At 41.1% G+C, this 23026-nt stretch carries 14 protein-coding genes; 3 read left to right on the top strand and 11 right to left on the bottom strand.

All coding sequences use genetic code 11. From position 1 onward, the window contains the following. Positions 1–99: 99 nt before the first annotated feature. On the bottom strand, positions 100–9405 hold the full coding sequence (locus ISP07_RS15360) for an Ig-like domain-containing protein (protein WP_209328124.1): 9306 nt from the start codon (positions 9403–9405) through the stop codon (positions 100–102). 124 nt (positions 9406–9529) lie between these two features. Continuing rightward, on the bottom strand, positions 9530–10204 hold the full coding sequence (locus ISP07_RS15355) for an outer membrane beta-barrel protein (protein WP_209328123.1): 675 nt from the start codon (positions 10202–10204) through the stop codon (positions 9530–9532). Between the two features lie 296 nt (positions 10205–10500). Between ISP07_RS15355 and ISP07_RS15350 the strand changes: the two genes are divergently transcribed. The 3 genes from ISP07_RS15350 to ISP07_RS15340 all read left to right on the top strand — a co-directional run bounded on the left by ISP07_RS15350 (position 10501) and on the right by ISP07_RS15340 (position 13825). Continuing rightward, positions 10501–11478, top strand: a complete 978-nt coding sequence (locus ISP07_RS15350) for a Solitary outer membrane autotransporter beta-barrel domain (protein WP_209328122.1) — start codon at positions 10501–10503, stop codon at positions 11476–11478. A 72-nt stretch (positions 11479–11550) separates the two neighbouring features. Next, positions 11551–13287, top strand: a complete 1737-nt coding sequence (locus ISP07_RS15345) for an amidohydrolase (RefSeq protein WP_209328121.1) — start codon at positions 11551–11553, stop codon at positions 13285–13287. A 19-nt stretch (positions 13288–13306) separates the two neighbouring features. Beyond that, positions 13307–13825, top strand: coding sequence for a protein tyrosine phosphatase family protein (locus ISP07_RS15340; RefSeq protein ID WP_209328120.1), 519 nt, complete (start codon positions 13307–13309; stop codon positions 13823–13825). Positions 13826–13843: 18 nt separating this feature from the next. Here ISP07_RS15340 and ISP07_RS15335 read toward each other — a convergent pair whose 3' ends face one another. The 9 genes from ISP07_RS15335 to ISP07_RS15295 all read right to left on the bottom strand — a co-directional run bounded on the left by ISP07_RS15335 (position 13844) and on the right by ISP07_RS15295 (position 23024). Next, complete coding sequence (locus ISP07_RS15335; RefSeq protein WP_138599449.1) at positions 13844–14350, bottom strand: Sbal_3080 family lipoprotein; 507 nt, start codon at positions 14348–14350, stop codon at positions 13844–13846. A 25-nt stretch (positions 14351–14375) separates the two neighbouring features. Then, positions 14376–16622 (bottom strand): carbohydrate binding family 9 domain-containing protein, encoded by a 2247-nt coding sequence (locus tag ISP07_RS15330; RefSeq protein ID WP_209328119.1) that lies wholly within the window; start codon positions 16620–16622, stop codon positions 14376–14378. Positions 16623–16842: 220 nt separating this feature from the next. Further along, positions 16843–18144 carry a DEAD/DEAH box helicase gene (locus ISP07_RS15325; protein ID WP_138599447.1) on the bottom strand — a complete coding sequence of 434 codons (1302 nt, stop codon included), beginning with the start codon at positions 18142–18144 and terminating at the stop codon, positions 16843–16845. A gap of 67 nt (positions 18145–18211) precedes the next feature. Then, positions 18212–18643: a hypothetical protein gene (locus ISP07_RS15320; RefSeq protein ID WP_054554538.1), complete on the bottom strand. Its 432-nt coding sequence runs from the start codon at positions 18641–18643 to the stop codon at positions 18212–18214. Next, positions 18644–19474: a MipA/OmpV family protein gene (locus tag ISP07_RS15315; RefSeq protein WP_054554539.1), complete on the bottom strand. Its 831-nt coding sequence runs from the start codon at positions 19472–19474 to the stop codon at positions 18644–18646. After that, a complete protein-coding gene (locus tag ISP07_RS15310; RefSeq protein WP_209328118.1) occupies positions 19471–20697 on the bottom strand; it encodes a beta-ketoacyl-ACP synthase in 1227 nt (408 codons plus the stop codon). The genes ISP07_RS15315 and ISP07_RS15310 overlap by 4 nt, the downstream gene beginning before the upstream one ends. Next, positions 20697–21422, bottom strand: coding sequence for a 3-oxoacyl-ACP reductase FabG (fabG, locus tag ISP07_RS15305; protein WP_063707666.1), 726 nt, complete (start codon positions 21420–21422; stop codon positions 20697–20699). Before fabG ends, ISP07_RS15310 begins: the two co-directional genes overlap by 1 nt. Further along, positions 21419–21874 (bottom strand): hotdog family protein, encoded by a 456-nt coding sequence (locus ISP07_RS15300; protein WP_063707668.1) that lies wholly within the window; start codon positions 21872–21874, stop codon positions 21419–21421. Before ISP07_RS15300 ends, fabG begins: the two co-directional genes overlap by 4 nt. Then, positions 21861–23024: a beta-ketoacyl-ACP synthase gene (locus tag ISP07_RS15295; RefSeq protein WP_209328117.1), complete on the bottom strand. Its 1164-nt coding sequence runs from the start codon at positions 23022–23024 to the stop codon at positions 21861–21863. Before ISP07_RS15295 ends, ISP07_RS15300 begins: the two co-directional genes overlap by 14 nt. Positions 23025–23026 lie beyond the last annotated feature (2 nt).

Here is a 23026-nt window from a genome sequence, read left to right as displayed (position 1 = left end):
AAAAAGAGGCCCAGTCGGTACCCTGAACGAAAGCCCAAAAAAATGCCTGTCAGCTCTTAACTGACAGGCATTAAGCTTTGAAGCTTGGCTTTTTAATGTTTATCGATATGTTCGATAATAACTGCGTCTTATCATTGTCAATGCGAATAATAACAAGATTAAGCTCATTGGCAGCGTACCACCGCCACTGGTTTTATGTTCTACACTCACCTGCTTATACGCTTTAACAACCACATTAAATTGTCCTTGTGTTGTTCCGCCATCACCATCTGAGATAACAAAGGTGACTTTGTCAGTACCTTCAAAACCTGCATTTGGAGTATAGGTAATCGTCCCATCATCGTTAATGACCACACTGCCATTCTCTGCTGTGGCTGAAATTATAGTGAAGTCATTATTATCTTCATCTGTCACATTTGCCAAAATATCAATCGTGACTGGACTTTGATCATCGGTGCTAACATCAATGATGGCATCTATCATCGGCGCTTCATTGGCTACAACGTCAACTATCACTGTCGCAAAATCAGCCCCTCCCTGACTATCTGAAATGCTATAACTAATCGTTGCAATTCCTAGATGCTCTGCTTGCGGGACAAAATAAAGTAAATTATTAACAATACTTACTTCACCAATGTCTACTGCTGCGGATGTCAGAATTAACGAATCATCATTCGCATCTGTGTCATTCGAGAGTACATCAAGATATGTACTAATGTTGCGTTTAACCCTAACCATATCATCTTCAGCAACCGGTTGAGTATTTGTACTCATTGTACTGGCAATACCACTTGGATCTTCGATGATACGATTTACTTTTCCGTCGGCGTCATTTGGGCCACCGTCTTCAATAGTAAGTTGAACACACCAATGTCCTTCAGTTAATCCTTGGGTATACTGAGTATCATGTGGTGGTGGACAGAACCCTTCTGCACCAGGTGCTGATGCAATGCTATTGCGACTATCTACGACAAACTCAGTCCAGCCAGTAGGCATCAATTTACGGTAGACAGCATTGCTCGGAATAGGTGCAAACTGAGCTATAACAATGCCGACTGACTGACCCGCTACGGGGATTTGGCTAACGTTAAAGTCAAAGACTCCGCTAGCATAATCAAATCCAGCATCTGCTGTGGCACCTGAACCATAATTCCCGTAATGCATTACTTCTTGCTCTGACACTCCGGTATTGGTGCCATGTGCTACAAACGCTACATGACCTAGGCTAAGTTGCAAACCTGGCTCGGTTTCCATTAAGAAAAATTCACTTTCGTTCAGTTTTTCTTGTACAACGTTGAGCGCTAACGAATCAGCATCTAAATAATCAGGTATGCCATCATTATCAGTATCCCCGTAACCTTCTTCATTATCAGGAATACCATCAAAGTCAGTATCTTCAGAAGATAATTGAGGCATTGAGTCAACAATAGTCAGTTCTAATAGTGAAGAACCCGCTTGTTGTCCGTCAAACACGCCGACTTCAAATTGATACGTCCCTAGCTCAAGAAGTTGTGGATCAAAAGTAAAACTCTCTTCAACACTGTCAGTATCGACAATGGCACTATCAGACGTTAACCAACCATATATGTGTGTATCGGTTAGGTTTGCATCCGTTACTAGTGTCGTTAACGTTACATCACCACCTTGTCTATTTATGATTCGAGTCACTATCCCTTGCTGATTTGCAAAGACCTCAATGCTTGGCGCAACATTCCCTTCTTCGATGGTAAGAGTATGCTCACCTAATGGACCGACAACAGCATTCTCAGGCTTTGAAAACTGAAGAACCAGTGTTTCAGACCTCTCATCAATGTCATCAGATGACACGTTAACAATCAGACTCGCTTCACGTTGCCCTTTTTCAAATCTAAATTCACCTTCAACTAGGTCATGGTCTGCACCCTCTAGCGCATCTCCAGATACTGTATATGGCACAACCACTGGGTAGTTAACGGCATCACCATTGAGAATTGCTTTAATAGAAACGGCCGTCCCCTCAGTTGCAGTTTGATTTTTACTAAAGTTAACCTGAGGAATAACATTGATTAACTGCGTTGCAGATACTTGATCATCACCTTCCCCGGCGCTCCAAATCACAGTGTGAGTCCCCGGTGCAAAGAAACCTTTTGAACTTGCGGTGACACGAACTGGGTTACCCAGTGCATCCTTCGCAATAGCAGTGCCCATATTCACTTTGGTGAAAAGACCTTTAGATGCAATTGTTTTGTCTTCTGGTGCTGTAATCGTAATTTCAGCTGCCGTAGACACAACAGATACCACCAATGTGACTTCAACCACTTCACCATTTGAATCTTTAATTTGATAAGTAATTACAACATCAGCATTCAAGCCAACTGGGGCTAAGTACTCTAGTTTGTTATCGACAATGCGGATCGTGCCAGCACTCACGGTTGCCTTAACAAGAGTAAGTTCATCACCGTCAACATCAATATCGTTTGCGAGCACATCAAGCACCACATACTCATTTAAATCCGCATTGACGGTAAAGTTATCTGGCATAGACACTGGTGCATCATTGATTGCGTTAACGACAATAGTCACTGTCGCAATATTAGAGTTCAGCATGCCATCCGATACGGTGTAACTGAAACTATCAGTGCCATTGAAGTCAGCGTTTGGTTGATACACCAGATGGTTTGCATCCATTATCAATGTACCATTACTCACAGGTGTCACAAGATTAAGCGTAACCTCATCACCGTTTTCGTCAAAATAGTTTAGCGAAAAGGTAATGCTTTCATCTTCATCCATGCTGAACTGTTCGTCATGGGTAACCGGTGCAACATTCGCGATAATGACAACACTGGTTGCATCTGAGGTAAAGGTTTCTGTATTACCATGGCCATCAACATAGGTTACGACAACTGTGATTGTCGCGCCAATATCAGCTTCGGTTAGCATGTACTCTGCAAGCGTTGCACCAGTAATGATTTCGCCGTTACGCATCCATTGATAGGTAAATTCACCTACGCCATCTGGGTCTTCGATTGTCGACTCAACAGCTAAGGTTTCACCTTCTTTTGCTTCACCAGTAATACTGATCCCGCCCGTGGCTTCATCGTTAACATCGGCCACTGTGATAGCAAAGGTTTGAGTATCGGTTAATCCTCCTGCATCAGTGGCAACTAAGTTGATACTATGAGTACCTACATCATCATTACTCGGCGTACCGCTTAGCTCGCCTGTTGTAGGGTCAAAATCAAGCCAACTTGGCAGCTCTAGCGCACTTAATTTATAGCTATCTGCACTGTCTATATCTTTAACAGTAACAACATAACTATACGCTTCATCTTGTGTAGCCGACGTGACTGGGTGAGATTCAATAACAGGCGCATCATTGACTGCTAACACGGTGATGGTCACTGAGGCTGTGTTTGACTGTGCACCTTCATTATCAAGTACAGAGTAAGTAAATGAATCAAAGCCCACATAATTGCTAACAGGCGTATAAGTAACTGTACCATCTACATTATTGGTAATATGACCAAATGCAGGGTTTGTTACAATATTCACTGAATCCTCATCAAGATGACCATCAATGTCTGAATCATTCTGCGTCACATCAATAATCACGCTCTCATCTTCATTGGTCTGAATCACATCATTATTTGCCAATGGTGCATCGTTAACAGCTGTCACCGTAATGAACACCTCTGCATGGTTTGACCAAAGGCCTAAATCGTCTTTAACACGATAAGTAAATGTGTCTGCTCCATAACTATTACTATCTGGTGTGTAACTGAACACGCCATTGTTCACTTGTACATTACCGTGTTCAGGCTGTGTAACAACTTCTAGACTCGTCTTATCAAGGGTGCCATCAACATCGCTATCGTTACCTAACACATTGATATTATGAGATGTGTCTTCAAGTAATATGGCGGTGTCATTTTGTGCAACTGGCGCATCATTCACACTATTTACCGTTAAAGTGACTGTCGCAATATTTGACATTAAAGACTGATCATCTTTGACACTATATTCAAAGCTATCAGTACCAAAGAAATCTGAATGTGGTGTAAAGCGGATTGTGCTTAACTCTTTATTGACAGTTAGCTCGCCATGCTTAGGAGCTTGCGTTATCGTCACATTCTCTGTAAGCAACTCACTATCAACATCAATATCGTTGTCAAGAATAGACAACTCAATTGATGTATCTTCATCAAGTACACCTAAATCATTGGTCGCCACTGGTGCATCATTAACTTCACCGATAGTCACTAAAACACGTGCAATATTTGACACTGCACCTGCTTTATCTGCAATACGATACGTAAATGTATCGCTACCATTAAAGTTAGACGCAGGCGTGTAAACAATGCGCTCGTTTTGAACATTTGCTTGACCATTTTCAGGTGCAGAAACGACTACTAAGCTTGATAAGTCGAGTGAGTCTCCTTCGTCAATATCAGCATCGTTTAGTGCAACATCAATTTCAATGGCCATGTCTTCTTCGGTCATCGCGCTATCGCTATTTGCAAGAGGCGCGTCATTAACAGGATTAATAGTAATGGTCACCGTCGCCACATCTGAACGGCCATGCTCTATGTCATCGACTGTATAGCTAAATGTATCGGTCCCGTTAATATTCTCATTCGGCGTATAAGTGATCACACCATTTGCCGTATTCAAGCTAGTTTGACCTTGTGTTGGCGGTGTAACAATCATCACGCTTGCTGGGTTTAGCTTACTATCGACATCACTGTCATTGGCAAGAATATCAATCGCAACACTATTATCTTCATCAACACTGGCGATGTCATTTTGCACATCAGGTACGTCATTCACGTTCTCAACCGTAATAGTGAAAGTTTGCTCAACCGTTGCATTGGCACTGTCAGTGACGGTTAGCGTCACAGAGTGCACACCGACATCATCATTGCGAGGCGTACCAGTAAGCACACCTGTTGAACGGTTAAACACCATCCAGTCAGGGTAGTTTGTTGCTCCATACTTCAAGGTATCATCTTTATCGACATCGCTTGCATTCAAAGTATAGATATAACGATTATCCTCCGTTGCCACTGTAATTGGCGTTGAAGAAATCACCGGCTCGTCATTCACGTTTACAACCGAGATAGTGAATGATTGAGTATCAAGTGCATTAGCACCGTCTTTGACGCTCAAAATCACAGCATGCTCACCCACATCATCATTGCTTGGTGTTCCAGAAAGTACGCCCGTTGATGGGTTGATCGTCAACCAATTAGGGAGCTTCGTTGCCGCATACGTTAGGGTATCACCTTTGTCAGCATCCTTTGCTGTTAACGTGTAACTATAAAAACTGTCTTCGGTTGCCGATGTGATTGGCACAGAAGAAATTTCCGGAGCGTCATTCACATTTTCAACCGTAATAGAGAATGATTGCGAAACAGATGCGCCAGTACTGTCAGTAACAGTTAAAGTAATGGCATATGTACCAATGGTATGCTTATTTGGGGTACCATACAGTTCGCCCGTAGACCTTGTAAAGCCTAACCATCCAGGGATCTTCGTTGCTGTATAGGTCAACGTATTGCCTTTATCGATATCGCTCGCAACAAGGGTGTAGCTGTATGGCTGGTCCTGTGTTGCTGCTCTAATCGGCGTGGAAGAAATCACAGGCTTGTCATTCACGTTTTCAACCGAAATCGTGAATGATTGAATGTCACTTGCATTTGCCTGATCGGTCACTGATATAGTCACCGTATGATCACCTACATCATCATTAGTCGGTGTACCCGCCAGCAGACCGGATGGGTTTAGCGATAACCAACTTGGTAATTGGGTCGCTCTGTATGTAAATGTATCGTCCTTATCAGCATCAGATACTGTCAGTTGATACGAATAAAGCGTATCTTCTGTTGCTTGAGTCACCGCAATTGATGAAATACTCGGCGCGTCATTTACACCAGTCACCGTAATCGTGCCATTCACTGGCGTTATACTATTGCTGCCATCAGTTAAGTTAAATGTAATACCCAGTGAGCCAGAAAAATTAGCCGCTGGTTTAAATGATAAACTTGCAAGTGTAGCGGTGACATCCGCGAGCGACCCACTGACTGTTAGTGTCGCATTGTCATTATTATAATTAACGACGGCACTACCACTCGCCGCGCCTGCTAGTAAGCCAGATGTGTTATTAGCAAGTGTAATTGTCAGGGTAACATCATCACCTTCTTCGTCGGTGATTTGATAATTATCGAATAGTAAGCTAGCGTCACTGTCTTCTGCAACAGAAAGCGCATAACTATCAAATACTGCTCGGCTGGATTTCAAAACCGAAGCCTTATAATCATCAGCAGAATCATTAAAAGAAATGTACAAGCTGTCGTCACTCGCAATCGCGAATCCATACTGATAAGCTTTACCTGATCTTACACCTAGGGGAGATACCGTATGCCAGCTTGTGCCATCAAAACTCGTCACCCTCACCTCAAAGCCCTCAGTTCCATTCTTATAAGTCCTATTCGTATAAGCGACATGAGGTCTATTGTTACTATCAAACTCAATATCGGGTGTATATTTATTTTCTGCAGAAAAACCTCGTTCTCCTACTAAAACCCAATCTGTGCCATCGAATTTTCTTACAAAAATTTCAGACGAATTAGCATTTACAAAGTAAGGCGTATTATTATTTAAAGCAAAGTTAGAGCTATAAACATTTTCAAGGGAATCGACAGGACCAACAGGCACCCAACTATCATTCACAAATTTTTTAACATTACCGAACCACTTGTCGTTTCTTTTATCAATATAGGCAAGGTAAGGTGTGTCACTGTCATCAAATGCAAGTGAGATAAACCTTGCATCACGAGGCGTAACATTCGTCCCACCGACAGTCTGCCAATTTGTACCATCCCACTTTTTAACAATTGCTTTGTTAAAATAACGACTATCTTGATAAGCAACATACAGGTTGTCTGCACTATCAATTGCAATTGATAAATAATTAGTTTCGTCTAAATTGACTGGTCCCCCACCTATGGTTTGCCAACTTCCGTTAATAAACTTTTGAACGACGGCTTTACCACCAAGTGATATATCACTATAGATAATATGCGGGACATTATGACTATCTATCGCCATTTTTAATCCACTAGTAATTCCAGTATGGAAACGTTCAGGCCCTACATATTGCCAAGAATCACCCTCTAATTTAATTCCTGATAATACGTTACGGTTATTGAACTTGTCAGAAAAAACCACATAGGGAATATCATGACTATCTAACTCAAGGCTAACAGAAAAGGCAGCCGCTATAGAAAAACCTGTATTACCCGCAAAATCCCATTTTGGTTTAGTGACCATCACTGGCGCATCATTTGTTAATGAAACAGAAATAGTAAAGTTTTGATTGGTAACTGGCTCAACATCATCTTCCAAGCCATCGGCTAGGTCAAATGTAAAGCTATCAGAGGTAGTCTCTGAGCCATTGTGTTTATAATAAAGGTTTGAATCATCCAACGTTTGCTGGGTAAACGTGCCATTTACAGCAAGCGCTTCGCCTGAGTCTAGACTGCCATTATCATTTATATCAACAAACAAACTGCCGTTAGAAGGCACTGATTTAAGCGTAAATGTAAGCCCTGTACCAGAGTCATTAGGGTCAGTTGCAGATAAATTCAGAGTAGAGATTACTTTTACAGCACCTTCATCGATTGAAAGACCTTTATTCGTGCTAATAGACGGCGCTTTATTAGGTGTAACTACGTTATAAGTTAAAGTTACCGGCGAGGCGCTCTCTGTGCCATCAGTCAACTCATTAGTGAATGTGAATTCACCAGTGTAGTTACTATCAAGAGTAAAGGTTAAGTTTTCAATCGTTGCCTTTACATCACTAACACTACCAGAAATTGTTAATACACCGCTGTTAGTGTCGTAGTTATAGTTAGCCGCACCGCCAGCAGTACCTGAAAAGCTTCCCGCGTTAGTGTCAGAAAGTGTAATAGTTAACACCACGTCGTCGCCGTCTTTGTCTGATATTATGAAATCAGCAAACGGATCACCTATTGAATCTCCTTGATTGATCGTTAGAGATGAGTCTGAAAAAGATGTTGTAGCATACTTCATTACAGAATTTGTTGTTCTAGTCGTATTTTTAGAATAAATAACATAAGGAGTGTTTTGGCTATCAAGGGAAATAGAATTGCCGCGGGTGCTTTCTTCAGCGAAGCCTTCTCTACCAACATACTGCCAAGTGTCATTTTGATAGCTTACTACGTTACCCCTACCACCGTTAAAAAATATAAATGGTATGTCATTTGCACCCAATTCAAGGTCAGAATCACCTGCATAACCAGCAGACAAGTTCTCACTAACTAAAGACCAAGTTGTGCCGTCAAACTTATAAAAACCTAGCCCAACAGTTCCATTGCTTGAGGTTCTAGCGCTTACATAAATATTGTCATTACTATCAATTGCTATCGACGGTTTAATTGCTCTTGCATTTGATATACCCGCCTCTCCGACATATTCCCAAGATGAACCATCGAAATACATCACAGAAACACCTGTGGTAGTTTGAGAATACTGACTGAATAAAACGTAAGGAGTATTTGAGCTATCAAAAGCAATTTCAGAATGGGTTACATCAGATTGGGTAAACCCTTGTAGGCCAACACTTACCCAATTATTACCATCATATTTTTTTACAACAGCTTTATTTCCTAAACTACTGTCGATATAAACAACATGTAACACGCCATTATTATCAAACGCTAGATTAATGTATGATACATCGCCATTAGTTACAGGTGAACCTACGTCCTCCCAAGATGTTCCATTAAAAGTTCGTACTCTCAAAATTTTATCAGAATCTACTATATCAGTGAAAGAAATAAACGGTGTGTTGTTGCTATCAAAAATTAAATCTGGGTAAAGAGAAGCAAAAAGTGAATCTGAAGAAACCATCTCATCACCAATGAACTCCCAATCTGTACCATTGAATTTCATAACACTGATACCTGTTGGACCTCCTCTCAAAATTACCCAAGGTACATCATTAGTATCGACCTTAATTTTTACATAACTTTCAACATAGCTTGATTGAACGAAGCTAGCACTGCCAAGATCCTTCCACCCGCTGAATGAAAAACTAGGCGCTGTATTTTTCTTTGTTACAGTTAATTCATCACCCTTCTGGATGTTTCTGTCTGATAAAGAAAGATTATCATCATCCAGTATAAGCGTACCCGCTTCAGAGATTCGAGCGATAATCACCCTCTCTAGCGGGATACTCGTTTCATCGCTTATTAATTGTCGTAGAGTACCAATACTGTCACTGGGCTCTACATCAAGCGTAAACGTTTTACTAGGAGAGATAATTGTAATTGGCATAGCCAATATCGACATGGGCGCAATAAGTGCGACTAAGTATAAATATTTAATAATTGTTGATAACATGGCATTTTAATCCTGTAGAAACTTCAAGCTGTTTGCTAATTCACGATGAGTGGTTTAGTAAGTAGACTCAGCTATTCCTTGAGATAATTAAAAATGTACGCCCCCTGCATACATTTGGAGTTGATTAGTTAAACTGATACTTAGCGCCAATAGAAAACATTGTCGTAGAGTAATCATCTATCCTAGCTTGGTCGTAACTTAAGAAAAGTAGAGTATTTTCAAATATTGAATAGCTGATTTCACCGCCAAAAGTCACACTATTGCCGCTGCGTTTCGCTTTAAAAACATCTGATGTATTGATTTGATATTGGTAATTTTGTTGCCAATCAAGGTACCCAAGTTTACCTGTTAGTGATAGGTCATTTGTTAGAGGCCATGATGCTAAAACAACTAGGTGTGGCCCTTTTGCAGATTCAGGGTAAGTTGCTTGCATTACATCATGAAAATTGTCTAAATCAGTCACCTCTCCTGTTAAACGAAAATTTCTATCGCCAAAATCTAAATAACCCAGTTGGACTGAAAATATAGAATCTAGCTGATATCCAAATCCTAGTTGATAACCTACGTCAGCATCTTTCACTGATAAGTTTTCATAATTGACACTCTGCGCAACAAGCTCATTTTTAACAGCGTCTGCCTTAAAATCAGTCGAAGCGTGGCCTATTTGGCCATACAAATACCAATTATTTTCTTTAGCTTGCCCATCTGTACTGAATAGTGCTCCACCAGAAAAAAGAATCAGTATAAAAGCCCATGAAAAACAACTAGAACTTTTAGTTAAAAAGTATTTATGGTTCAAAATAAAGCACTCTCTTAATCTAATTAAACGGGCACAGAATTGATTTAAAGACAATAATATGTAGATTTAAAAGTCAGAATATCAACTCTGCATTTATGTTTTACATTAGATGAAAAGATGAGTGATCCGAATCAGAATCTTCCTAAATTGATGAGCTTGTGAAATTTCCGACAGACATTGTTATTAGTTATTTGGTGATTTTGAATAATTGACAAAAAATCAATTCTAAATAACTAGTCATAGTTTGAAATAAATGAGCTATTATTATTCATAAAATAATGATTCCCGCTTTATTAATGAAAAATAGCTATAGATTTAAATTTATTTTTTATACCCCTATTATTTTCTGTATCTGCTCAGCGGTTTTTGCAAACCCGACTAAGCAGCTCGAATCAGCCTTTGCCACGTCGTTGGTTTTAACCGATGGTGATAGTATTACCTTAGGTTTTGGTGATTTTGATCCACAAACACTGTTTGACTCGCAACATGCCAACAAAGATGAAGACAGTATTGCGCTTAGAAAAGAACTCAAACTCTACAGTATTCCTTACACTTGGCAGCTTGATGAGCCTGGTTATCAACACAAACTAAGCCTGACCAGCAAAGTAAGCTATTTAAATCAATCAGATTTCATTTCGCTTTTTGATAATGTGGCTGACGACTATATTTCAGAAACAGTGTATAACGGGATGATCGGTTTTAATGCCGAAAAAGCACTTGGCTCTAAATGGTCATATCAATTTGGTTTTAATACTCACTACTTACATTACAACAATGATTATGAGTACAACTCTCCCGAGTCTAGACGTAATTTTAAGCCTTTAGCTGAAAATCTTTACACCAACCTCAATAGTAATGCACTGGTGTTAAACCCTAATGCGACCATGATCTATCGCTTACCTAGGCATTGGGGCTATTACGAGTACAAACTTAACTTTAATTATTACTATGGCTGGGCACTCTCTCACCCTGATGGAATAAATAATGCGGCGCCTGAAACATGGCGCACACTCAATGGTATTAAAGCTAAATTTAACATGTTCAAAATCGGGCTTTTTGAGCAAGCTTTTTACATCAAAGGCCAGCGAATCGATTTAGGCGGCGATAGTCGGGTAGCATTTGGGACCGATCACTTTTATGAATACGGTATTGGCTTTTTATGGGATAGCAGAAAATGGACGTCATGGTTCGATAACTTTGGTATTGGTATCAACATTCATAATGGCAGTAGCCTAGATGGCGCTGCTATTGTCTTGTACTTTAATGAAATTTAAGTCCAATATAAAAACACAAACTGAGCAAACAGACTATATTATTAGACATACTTAGAATTCAAGGAGGATTATATGAAACATCACCTCGCAATTGCATGTTCATTGCTTGCCTTAACGGCTTGCGATAAAACCTCTGAACAAACAGCTAAAACGCTTCCACTGCAAGTGAGTGCAGCAGATACCATTTATTATGGTGGTGATATTCTTACAATGACTGGCGATGAACCAGAGTATGCGCAAGCAATCGCAACGCAAGGCGACAAAATTATCTTTGTGGGTGATAAAACTAAAGCCCTTGAGCATAAGTTTGGTAAAACGAAGCTGATTGATTTACAAGGCAAGACCTTAATGCCTGGCTTTGTAGATGGCCACAGTCATGTGTACGCGGTAGGCTTACAAGCCATGGTAGCCAATGTATTACCTAGTCCAGATGGTGATGCTAACAGCGTTGAACAAATCGTTAATATTCTCACAGCTGCACAGAATAACCCTGATTACACCACTTTTATTGAAAAAACCGGCGCTATCTTAGGATTTGGGTACGATGATGCTGAGCTTGATAGATACCCTACAAAAATGGACTTAGACCGAGTTAGCACCGAAAAGCCTGTGATCATCATTCATACCTCAGGGCACTTAAGTGTGGCAAACACTAAAGCACTAGCCATGGCTAACATCGATGAAAACACAGAAAATCCTGACGGCGGGCTAATTCGTCGCATGACAAACTCACAAGAGCCCAATGGGGTACTCGAAGAAAACGCGCACTTTGGATTACTGTTTAAACTTATGAAATCTGTTGATCCTGATTTACAAGATTTAATGCTGCAAGAAGGGCAAAAGCTCTATACAAAATACGGCTACACAACGGCCCAAGAAGGACGTGCTACCCAAGAAGCTTATGACTCGATGGTAAGAGCATCAAAGGCAGATAAATTCGTGATTGATATAGTTGCCTATGCCGATATGGCCACCAGCAGCGGATTTATGGACTCAGCCTATAACAGTAACACCTACACAAATCATTTTCGCATTGGGGGTGTAAAACTTAACTTTGATGGCTCACCGCAAGGTAAAACCGCTTGGTTATCTCAACCATACTTAAAAGCCCCCGAAGGCCAAGAGCAAGGTTATGCAGGCTACCCTACTTTTAATGATGAGCAAGCTTATCAGTATATTGAAACGGCCTTTGCCAATGACTGGCAGGTAATGACGCATGCAAATGGTGATGCCGCCATTGAGCAGTTTTTAAATGCCGTAGAAAGTGCCAATAACAAGCTTGGTAAAAAAGACCGTCGCCCTGTACTCATTCATGGTCAAACAATTCGTCAAGATCAGGTAAATCGTCTTAAAGAATTAGGTATATTTCCATCGCTCTTCCCAATGCATACCTTTTATTGGGGCGACTGGCATGTAAATTCGGTGCTTGGTCACCCCCGTGCCGATTTTATTTCACCTACTCATGCAGTTCTCGAACAAGGATTAATGTTTAGCACCCATCATGATGCGCCTGTAGCTCTGCCAAACGCACTGCGCGTATTAGATGCAACGGTTAACCGTACGACCCGTACAGATCAAGTATTAGGGCCAGAGCAACGTGTTTCTGTGTATACTGCCCTACAAGCAATGACGACATGGCCTGCGTATCAACACTTTGAAGAAAACTCTAAAGGGCAATTAAAACAAGGGATGCAAGCAGACTTGGTAATTCTTGATAAGAATCCGCTAAAGATAAAGCCTGTAGAGCTACATAACTTACAAGTGTTAGAAACCATTAGTCGTGGTGAAACCGTCTACAGCAAAAATTAAACACACTTCAAGGAGTAACATGAATAAGTTTATACAATTAGCCTGTGCTGCGCTGCTGTCTTTTTCTGCATTTGCAGCACAAACCGTTACTACAAAACTGGATATTTTAAATCTTAAGGCGCAGTCTGAGAATGTGCTAACTTCAGGGCAGCCAAGTCAAACTGATTTTGCCAAGCTAAAACAACTTGGTGTTGTGAACATTATCAACCTTCGTGGTGACAACGAAACGAATTGGTCTGAGCAAGAGCTAGTCACTGAGCTTGGTATGAACTATTACCATATTCCTGTGCAATCTAAAGCTGATATTACCATTGAAAACGCCACTAAACTTCAGGCATTACTCAATAAACATCAACAGCAAACTACCTTGCTTCATTGTGCTAGCAGCAACCGTGTTGGCGCTCTCGTTGCGCTTTATAATGCCGTCACCTTGAAAAAGCCAATTGATGAAGCTGTTGAGATTGGTAAACAATGGGGCTTAAAAAGCCTTGAAGGGGTGGTAAGAAGCAAAGTTAACGAAGAGGTTGGTCAGCCATAAGCTGACCAACATATTAGTTTATATTGCTTTTTTCTGACTCTCTTGTTGTTTCTTGGCTTCAACTTGCTGGAACATTGAATCCACTAATTCGATAATTTTATCGTTTGCATCAATAAATTTATCCAAACCACCACCCGTTCGATAGCTTGCTTGCGCAATTGTTTTAGATTGGTCAACATTAGTGACCCAGATATTGGCATAGGCCATATAAAGAGCTAAATCCCAATGCCAGTTCGCAACATAAAATGCAATTGCATCACAACCGTCTGTGTTAGCAGTTGAGATGTCTGTTTGATACGCTTGGTGTTTCATAACATAGTTAGCCGGTATCACGCGTGTTTGCACGTTATGTTTTGCAAAACCTGTTTGCAATGATGTTACAACACCTTCTTTAACTGCTTGATGCTCTGCAATACACACAGTTTTTGGTTTTTCCGCTTCAAAACGACTTACATCTTGTTTCGCCGCACATCCAGCAAGGATAGTTACCGCAGCAGCAACAGCTGACATTTTTAAATATTTCATTATGATTTTCCTTTTTTATAATTACTTAGAGCTGCCATGCATAGCTTAGTTTAGTGAAGAAGGTACGCTCGTCACGCTCAAGACTTTTCAAAGAGTCGTCTTGATATCCTTTGTCTGAATAACCTAAGTAAAACAGCGTCTGAGAGTTAATTTTGTATGAATACACCAGCTGACTGCCATAATCGCGGTTAGTTTGACTGACATCAAATCGATAAGCTTCGTTGTTTCGATCGACATCTTCAAACTGCAAAACGAGTTTTAACATTGAGCGCATATTAAATTTATAATAAACACGTAAATCAGTTAAATTTGCAGTATAAACACGATCATTTTGTTCGTTATCTAGATAGCTGTAACTGTGCTCTAGTTGAACCTGCCAATGATCGTTAATATCCCATGTCATCTCAGGTTCAATACGAACCATGGTACCTAAAGCTGCATTACTGTAATCAATTTTGCTGCCATATTGAGCATACAATAAGAACCGCACATCACGAATAGGTCTAAAACCACCGTAGATATAGCCTATATTTTGATTAAAGAACTCGCCGGCATAAAACTCATTACGATGAATAAAGCCAATTTCTGTTTGCGACTGCATCTTACCTTTAAAAGTAATAAAGCCATCGTATTCTTCTTCGAGTAAATCGCCATTTTGTGCCCACGTTTTATCCCACTCAACATTGTAGCTGTACTCTGTGATTGCATCATCAGCATCACGATACCAAGTTTGCCCACCACCTAATTGTACTTGTTCGTAATCAACTTTAGCTTGGTAGCCTAAATCAGAGCGGTATTCTTTACCTATATTTTCGTAATTAGCGTAGACTTCGTAATCACGCTTAGTTCTAGTAAATTCAATAGCATAAGCTTGATCGGATTGATTCTTATCAACGCCATAATAATCAACTAAAAATTCTGAATTAGTGGTATCTGTGCTTGCAACTTGATACTGCAAACTATCTGATTGGTTAAACCAATAACTACCATCAATCGATAACACGGTATTATGGTAATCATCATTTTCACGGTGAGTGCTCATCACACCAATTGTGCCTTTTTGGCCAATATCAAACTGATAACGCCCCGCTACTGCTTGCGTTTTATCTGCCAGATTAGCAAAGCCCGACCCTTGATTTGTCGGAAGTAAGACACTGGTATTCTGATCGTCAGCGTACATAAAGCCATAGCTGTGCGCGCCGGTTTTACCTGTTAATTTTAAACCCACATCAGGTTCAGCAATCATTCGCGTGTATAAAAGCTCTAGTTGGCTGGTATCAAAATAAGACGCACCATCTAAAAAGAATGGGCGCTTTTCAGCATAATAAATTGAGTAAGTGGTATTTACGTCAAGCTCAAGTGAATCAGCCTCGACCTGCGAAAAGTCAGGATTAATAGTGGCATTGATAACCGCATCTTGCGTCACACCCCAACGTAAGTCCAAGCCCGCTTCAGTATCAACATCGCCATTTTGCCAATCACCCGGCACTGTATCTTTGCTATCATGACGAAGCGCAGTTAAAGTGGGTGTAAGCTGAATATTTTGGCTTTCTGTCATGTTGGCAAAACCTGTGAGTTTATCAAACTGACAAAAGCTACATTTTACATCTCGGTCAAAACCAACATTCGACATTTGATAATACACATCACGCGGATAATTTCGCCATACTGCAAAACTCCACGTTAATTCGGCCTGGTCTTTTGGAAAGCGAAGTGCAGTGAATGGAATACGCATTTCAACAACATAGCCGTCCTCTGTTATTTGCCCTGCGCTATCCCAAATAGCATCCCATGATGGGTCTTCCACCCAATCATCAATATCTGTCATACGCATATCACCTTGCGCACCCAATGGATTTACATAAAACTCATAGCCAGTTCGTTCATCATTGAAGGTGTCAATCATTAAGGCAACATTGTCGTCTTGCCAAAGTGTGTCGCGATCTCGAAGAGCGGCACGAATTTGCGAAGGATCATTATCTTTTGCAATAAAACCCACATACAAGTACTTGCCATCTTCGTACATGTAAGCATCGGTTTGCACTAGCGGTGTGCCTTTTTCGGTTGGTTCGTTCTGATATTTTAATGGCACTTTAGTGGCGTATTGCCAGTGTGGCTCATCCATCACACCATCAACGCTAATAGACTCTTTAATATGGGCAAGGGAGAACTCAGCCTTATCAAATGCATTAGCAGAAAAAGGCACACTAGCAACACTGAGTAAAAAAGTAGGGGCGATTATTTTATTTATTATTCTTTTTATGTACTGCATAAACATCCATTTAGACACTAACGCGTTAGAAACGCTACTTGACTGATTTCAAAGCGATTGTAATTCATCAAGGTACATTTGTTAATCTAATTTTGCATTTAACTGTATAAAAATTAACAAAATACTCCATTTGTACGATTAGCAGAGCCAAAAAAGCCCTATCGCTAAACAGCAATAGGGCTATCTTATAGAAACTCTTATTGTTTATTATCGAAATTTATTACTTTTTGAGGCTTAATTTATTGCCTTTCAATGATTTGCGAACATTTGCGATACGTGAACGATTCTTCGCACGCGCTTCACCCGTTGCCTGACCTGAAGCCTTATTTGTACGGCTACGGCGTAAATGCGACGGCTTTTTACCAATTTTATCAATCAGTACTTCACGGCTGCTTACTTCATAACCTGGTAAAACAACACGCTTGATGCGCTGTCCGATTAGCTTTTCGATATCGAATAAAGTGTTTTCTTCCTCACGACTGACAAACGAAATAGCTTGACCCGGCTTACCAGCACGACCTGTACGGCCGATACGGTGCACGTAGTCTTCTGCAAGCCAAGGTAGGTCGATGTTAATCACACGTGGTAATCCTTCAATATCAATACCACGGGCTGCTACTTCGGTTGCGACCAGCACGCGAACTTTACCTTCTTTAAACTCGCGTAAAGCGCGGCGGCGGTTACCTTGGGTTTTATCACCATGACAAACAACAGCTGGAATACCGTCAAGGTTAAGCTCCTTTACAAGCTCATCGGCAGTTTCTTTCATGTTTACGAAAACAAGTACTTGCTGCCAGTTTTTCTTTCCTATCAATTCAGATAAAAGCTCTTGCTTACGGCGCTCTTCTACAGGATACACAACGTGTTGCACTGTTTCTGCGGTACTGTTTGTTTGATCGACACGAATGATTTCAGGCTGCTTTAGTACTTTACTGGCAAATTGTTTAATTGCCGCAGGGAAAGTGGCAGAGAACAATAAGATTTGACGCGCTTCATCACAGCCATTAATAACCGTTTGCATATCGCTGATAAAGCCCATGTCTAGCATACGGTCAGCTTCATCAAGCACTAAATGCTTAACATTGGCTAAGCTAATGTTACCTAAACGAATATGGTCAAGTAAGCGCCCTGGCGTTGCAACCACAATATCGACACCTGCTTTCAAATCGTTAGCTTGACCCGCTAGATTAATACCACCAAACAAGCACACTGTTTTTAATTCGGTGTATTTTGCAAACGCTTTAAAGTTATTAGCAATTTGCTCTGCTAACTCGCGAGTAGGTGCAAGCACTAGTGCACTTGGTGCATTATTTTCGCTAACAGCTGATTCTGATAATTTTTGGATAAGTGGTAAAGCAAATGCAGCGGTTTTACCCGTGCCGGTTTGCGCACTAACAAGTACGTCTTTGCCTTTTCTTACCGCAGGAATTGCACTACGTTGAACGGGAGTAAGCGTTTCGAAATTAAGCTCTTCTAATGCCTGTAAAAGCTCAGAAGAAAAACTAAATGATTTAAAATTCATGCTGTATAACCTGCGGCCATCATATCAAGGGTCGCAAATTATACAGAAAAAAAATGACTTTAGTTAGTTATAACTTAACTAAAGTGCCTTTTAATGCCACACCAGCGATAAACGTTCCCGCACCACATTGATATTCTGTTTGGCTAACAAACTCACGCTTCTTGTAATACGACTGAATATTTACAACTGCATTCATGCCTTCACGAACAGCACGCTCTTGTAATGCTTTTAAAGCACTGAGCATTACCCATTCACACGCCTCTCGGTCAGTTTTATTAAATGCATTGGTTTTCTTGTTGGTGATCACTTCACCATAAGTTGTTTTAATCGTGTTATGACTTTGATCAGCAAAATACAGCGGAATATCTAACAATGCTTGTTTCGCTTTGGTGGTTTCAAGTAATGCTTGTACAGGTAGTGTTTGTAAATCATCACGTGCAAAACTGTTTGCTGAAAACAAACAAGCTACTAAAACACATGCAAGGGTCAATAACTTCATTTAAAAATTCCTTCTATAAAATTTCCATGCAACGCCAAAACCGACCGAAACATTATAATCTTGCTTCACGAGTGGGCTTGCATCTTGTTGACTGTTAGCAAGATGGTGATATTTAACAAAACCACCTAACCAATACTTTGGTGTGTCAAAATGTACCCCAATTGATACATCAGCACCAGAAAAACCTGAACGACTTGAGTATGCTTGGCGAGTTTCATTGCTATGTAAGTCACTCACTCCATAGTAGTAATCAAGGTATTTATCGCTAGCAAAGTTGATATTGCCACGAAACGCTAATGAAAATTGTGAATCCGCTTTTTCGATGATCGGCACTCGATAATACACACTTGGCCCATAACGCCAGCCAATATCATCAATACCAGAGAAATCTGTCGCAATGGCTTTGCGTGCAAACAGGCTTAAATACAAGTGCTGTCTAGAATTTGGTTCACCTATTAAGTAGTAATTAAGCGAAGGCCCTAATTCAAACACCCAATCTAGATCATCCATACCTTCTCGGGCTTTGTTATCTTCACTGTCAACCGCAAGACCTACGCTTGCAGATAAATCTAAATGGAGATTTTCTTGCTGCCACAAAAAGCCAGTGAAACTATTACGGTCTATGGCCATTGTGTCACTTTGATAACGAAAATAAGGCACAGGCAATAGGTATTGCTCACTTTCATCTGAACCTAAATAATGCGGGATATCTGCATAAAAAAGGCCTGCACCGAACTCCATTTTTGCAGTGCCCTTTTCTCCACTGTCTTCTGCAGCATAAGCATTAAAAGTTAGAATAAATAAAATACTTATGATGCAGCGCTTGATCATGCTTGCCACTTTTTAAAAATTAACGAGGTATTGATACCACCAAACGCAAAGTTATTACTCATAATGTAATCTGTTTGCATTTCACGGCCATTGCCTTTGATATAATCTAAATCAGCACACTCAGGGTCGACATCCGTTAAATTGATAGTAGGTGCAAACCAACCATCATTCATCATATTGATACTCGCCCATGCTTCAATGGCGCCACACGCTCCTAATGTATGACCTAAATAGCTTTTTAATGAACTAATAGGTTTCTTGCCAAGGGCGTTGAAAGTCGCTAGAGACTCCGCAATATCACCTCGATCTGTTGACGTACCATGAGCATTCACATAGCCAATTTGGTCGGCAGTAAGCTGTGCATCATGAAGGGCCATTTCGATAGCCACTTGCATTGTTTCTGCGGTAGGTTGCGTAACATGTTGACCATCTGAGTTACAACCAAAACCGACGAGCTCCGCATAAATGGTTGCTCCACGGGCTAGGGCATGCTCATACTCTTCTAAAATGAGTGTGCCTGCACCTTCACCAATAACCAGACCATCACGATTTTGATCAAATGGTCGTGGCGTGCTTTTCGCAGCATCATTTTTTGTGCTGGTCGCGTACAAGGTGTCAAATACCGCGGCTTCTGTGATGCATAACTCTTCTGCGCCACCAGCCACCATGGCTTTTTGACGGCCATACTTTATCGCTTCGTAAGCATAACCAATACCTTGCGAGCCCGATGTACAGGCAGAGCTGGTGGTGATCACGCGACCTTTTAAACCAAAAAAGACACCCACATTCACAGGCGCTGTATGCGCCATCATCTGGATGTAACTGGTGGCCGTTACGCCCGTCATTTCACCGGTTTCCATCATTTTTGCAAAAGCCAATAATGGTGGTGTTGACCCCGTTGACGAGCCAAAAGCAATCCCTGTAGAGCCATCGGTTAGGCTTGGATGCTCTAATAGCCCAGCTTCTTCTAAAGCAAGCTCTGTAGTACGGGTCGACATCATAGCAACACGCCCCATTGAGCGAACTTGTTTACGCTTATAATGACTTGGTTTAGTAAAATGAGTAACAGGTGCCGCTAGTCGAGTGTTTAGTTCTGGCGCCACATCCCAGTCAGTCATGTACTGAACGGCATTTTCACCTTTTTGCAAAGCGGTTTTAAATTCGTCCCAGGTATCACCTAATGCAGTGATGGCAGACATGCCTGTAACAACAACACGCTTCATTACACCATACCGCCATTCACAGAAATAACTTGGCGGGTGATATACGCGGCGTCATCTGAACATAAAAACGACACAGTACCCGCGACTTCATTAACAGAACCCATACGTTTTAATGGGATCATTTTTAGCATTTCATCAACCGGTAAATCGTCTGTCATTTCGGTTTCGATTAACCCTGGTGCCACGCAGTTAACGGTGATCTTACGTTTTGCAAGCTCAAGCGAAAGTGCTTTGGTCGCACCAATAATGCCCGCTTTAGCGGCACTGTAGTTAACTTGCCCGCGATTACCAGCAATCCCTGATACTGACGCCATAGTGACAATACGGCCACCTTTACGACCTTGCACCATTGGCATCACCGTTGGATGCACCACATTGTAAAATCCGTCAAGGCCAGTACGGATCACTTTATCCCAATCATCACCTTGCATCGCAGGAAACGCCATATCATTCGTGATACCTGCATTACAGATCACCCCATAATACGCACCGTGCTCGGCAATATCAGCTTCAATTTGTTGTTTAGCAAGTTCTCTATCGCAAACATCAAATTGCAATAAGCTTGCATGACGACCAAGCGCACTAATTTCTTCACAGGTTTGCTCTGCTTCAGCCACGCCACTGCGACAATGAACAGCAATATCAAAGCCATCGTTAGCTAGTCTCAGTGCGATTGCTTTGCCTATACCGCGGCTTGAGCCGGTGACTAAAATACGTTTTGTCATTGATTTTCTCTTATAAACTGCATGGGGTCTTGTGGTTGAAACACATTGATTTTTGCTTCTGCTAAGCATGTTTCATCGCTATGTATTTGACACTCAAATACACTTAACCCTGATTCTTCTTGATATAATTTTGTCACCGAGACTTTAAGCGTTTGCTCGTTTTTAAATACCGGTGCATAGGTTTTATATTTGCGCGTGCCAATTAAAAAACCAATTTGTACTTCATTCCCTTTGTCTTTTGCCAGCGCACCCGCATAAGCTGCGATAGTTTGCGCCATATATTCACAGCCAATATAACTGGCAACCCCATTTAAGCTTTCGTCATAAAACGGGCTGTGTGAACTTATATCCACTTCACAACAACCTGACTCTTCGCTGTAACTAGATAAGCGATTGAGCAATATCATTGGTTCACTATGAGGGACTACTTGCTCAATTTTATAGTGATTCATTTAGATGTCCTAGTACTACACTGACATTATTGCCACCAAAGGCAAACGAATTTGATAAACAGGTGTTAATTTCTGCCGTTTCTGGTTGTGTTATTAAACCAATTTCAGCCAAAGAGTCGTCTTTTTTCACCTGATTACATACTAATTGATTAAACTCTGGGTAGGCCAAATAGAGCCAACATAATCCCGCTTCTAAGGCACCTGCAGCGCCTAGGGTATGGCCGGTCAAATGTTTAGAAGAGCTCACTTTAGTATCTTTGCCAAATACCTCACTGATTGCCAGAGATTCCATGGCATCATTTTGCGGTGTGGCTGTTCCATGGGCATTAATGTAGTCGATATCTGAAGGTGTTAAATTCGCGTCTTGCAATGCCATTGTCATAGCTGCGACTGCGCCAGAACCATCTGCAATCGGGGCTGAAATATGGTGAGCGTCAGAGCTTTCACCACCACCTAAAAAGGCAATACTTTGTTTTGTGTGCTGCTCTTTACTCATAATAAATAACGCTGCGGCTTCACCAATATTGATACCAGCTCTGTCGCCACTAAACGGCTTACAAATTTCATCGCTAATAGAAGATAACGAATCAAAGCCATTGATAGTGAGTTGGCACAAGCTATCTACCCCACCACAAATTACCACATCGGCTAAATCAGCACTGAGTAAGGCACGCGCACTAATAAGCGCCTTGGCACTTGAACTACACGCAGTTGAAATGCTGTAACTTGGCCCCTTCGCAGCGAGTTTTTTGGCAATATAATTGGCGGGTGCAACGAGCGCTTGGTCGTAATAATCAAATTCCTCTGGCCACTTTCCCTTCGCTGCATGGGCTTTTCGGCCTCTCTCACCTTCTTGAATTGCAGCAGTACTGGTACCAATCACCACAGCAATACGGCTACTCGGAATGTCTATGTTTGCTAATGTGCCAGCAATTTGCGCAAGCGCTAAATCGATTAGCTGATAAAATCGCATTGATGCTGTTAATGGCAGTTCATCAACCAAACCCACAAAGGTTGGGCGCTGCTCAAATGCAAGCGACGTCACCTCTGTGAGTGTTTGTTTAGGTTGCAAGCTGATACTTTGCATAGTTTGTTGATGACCAACCCCCAATGCACTTACAATACCTAAGTCGTTAAGCCAAAATGGCATAA

The organism is Pseudoalteromonas sp. PA2MD11 (assembly GCF_017808125.1).
In the GTDB taxonomy this organism is placed as follows: Bacteria; Pseudomonadota; Gammaproteobacteria; order Enterobacterales; family Alteromonadaceae; genus Pseudoalteromonas; species Pseudoalteromonas simplex.
This window is presented reverse-complemented; position numbering and strand designations above follow the sequence as displayed.

Coding starts and splice junctions, on each gene's coding strand:
- ISP07_RS15360 (WP_209328124.1), bottom strand. CDS start 9,405: ATGTTATCAACAATTATTAAATATTTATACTTAGTCGCACTTATTGCG.
- ISP07_RS15350 (WP_209328122.1), top strand. CDS start 10,501: ATGAAAAATAGCTATAGATTTAAATTTATTTTTTATACCCCTATTATT.
- ISP07_RS15345 (WP_209328121.1), top strand. CDS start 11,551: ATGAAACATCACCTCGCAATTGCATGTTCATTGCTTGCCTTAACGGCT.
- ISP07_RS15340 (WP_209328120.1), top strand. CDS start 13,307: ATGAATAAGTTTATACAATTAGCCTGTGCTGCGCTGCTGTCTTTTTCT.
- ISP07_RS15335 (WP_138599449.1), bottom strand. CDS start 14,350: ATGAAATATTTAAAAATGTCAGCTGTTGCTGCTGCGGTAACTATCCTT.
- ISP07_RS15330 (WP_209328119.1), bottom strand. CDS start 16,622: ATGCAGTACATAAAAAGAATAATAAATAAAATAATCGCCCCTACTTTT.
- ISP07_RS15325 (WP_138599447.1), bottom strand. CDS start 18,144: ATGAATTTTAAATCATTTAGTTTTTCTTCTGAGCTTTTACAGGCATTA.
- ISP07_RS15320 (WP_054554538.1), bottom strand. CDS start 18,643: ATGAAGTTATTGACCCTTGCATGTGTTTTAGTAGCTTGTTTGTTTTCA.
- ISP07_RS15315 (WP_054554539.1), bottom strand. CDS start 19,474: ATGATCAAGCGCTGCATCATAAGTATTTTATTTATTCTAACTTTTAAT.
- ISP07_RS15310 (WP_209328118.1), bottom strand. CDS start 20,697: ATGAAGCGTGTTGTTGTTACAGGCATGTCTGCCATCACTGCATTAGGT.
- fabG (WP_063707666.1), bottom strand. CDS start 21,422: ATGACAAAACGTATTTTAGTCACCGGCTCAAGCCGCGGTATAGGCAAA.
- ISP07_RS15300 (WP_063707668.1), bottom strand. CDS start 21,874: ATGAATCACTATAAAATTGAGCAAGTAGTCCCTCATAGTGAACCAATG.
- ISP07_RS15295 (WP_209328117.1), bottom strand. CDS start 23,024: ATGCCATTTTGGCTTAACGACTTAGGTATTGTAAGTGCATTGGGGGTT.